Here is a 945-nt window from a genome sequence, read left to right as displayed (position 1 = left end):
TCGAGCATCCGTCCGCTGAGCCTGTCGGAGTTTGTGGGCCAGCGTGCGGCGCGGGCGAACCTGCAGGTGTTCATCGAGGCCGCCCGCAAGACCGGCCAGGCCCTCGACCACGTGCTCTTCGTCGGACCGCCCGGCCTCGGCAAGACCACGCTCGCCCAGATCGTGGCGCGCGAGCTCGGCGTGAACTTCCGCTCCACCTCCGGTCCCGTCATCGCCAAGGCCGGCGATCTGGCCGCCCAGCTCACCAACCTCGAAGAGCGCGACGTGCTCTTCATCGACGAGATCCACCGCCTCAACCCGGCGGTGGAGGAGATCCTCTATCCCGCCATGGAGGACTACCAGCTCGACCTCATCATCGGCGAGGGCCCCGCCGCCCGCTCCGTCAAGATCGAGCTGCCCAAGTTCACGCTGGTGGGCGCCACCACCCGCGCCGGCCTGCTGTCCACCCCCTTGCGCGACCGCTTCGGCATCCCGGTGCGGCTGGCCTTCTACGACGTGGACGAGCTGCGCCTGATCGTGGAGCGGGGCGCGCGCGTGCTGGGGCTGGGCATGGCCCGCGACGGGGCCGACGAGATCGCCAAGCGGGCGCGCGGCACGCCGCGCATCGCCGGCCGCCTGCTGCGGCGGGTGCGCGACTTCGCGGTGGTGGCCGAGCAGGCCACCGTGACGCGGGCGCTGGCCGACCGGGCGCTGGGGCTGCTGGATGTGGATCCGCTCGGGCTCGACGTGATGGACCGCAAGTATCTCGGGCTGATCGCGGGCTCGTTCGGGGGCGGGCCGGTGGGCATCGAGACGATCGCGGCCGCGCTCTCCGAGCCGCGCGACGCCATCGAGGACATCATCGAGCCCTACCTGATCCAGCAGGGCTTCGTGCAGCGCACCCCGCGCGGACGCGTCCTCACACCACACGCCTTCCGCCATATGGGCCTCACTCCACCCAGGCGG

1 protein-coding gene is annotated in these 945 nt (G+C 71.7%); it reads left to right on the top strand.

From position 1 onward, the window contains the following. The coding region (gene ruvB, locus MET9862_RS29045; protein WP_142586322.1) for a Holliday junction branch migration DNA helicase RuvB at positions 1-945 on the top strand (945 nt) is incomplete at both ends.

Origin of the sequence: Methylobacterium symbioticum (assembly GCF_902141845.1) — a bacterium.
Taxonomy (GTDB): Bacteria; Pseudomonadota; Alphaproteobacteria; order Rhizobiales; family Beijerinckiaceae; genus Methylobacterium; species Methylobacterium symbioticum.
This window is presented reverse-complemented; position numbering and strand designations above follow the sequence as displayed.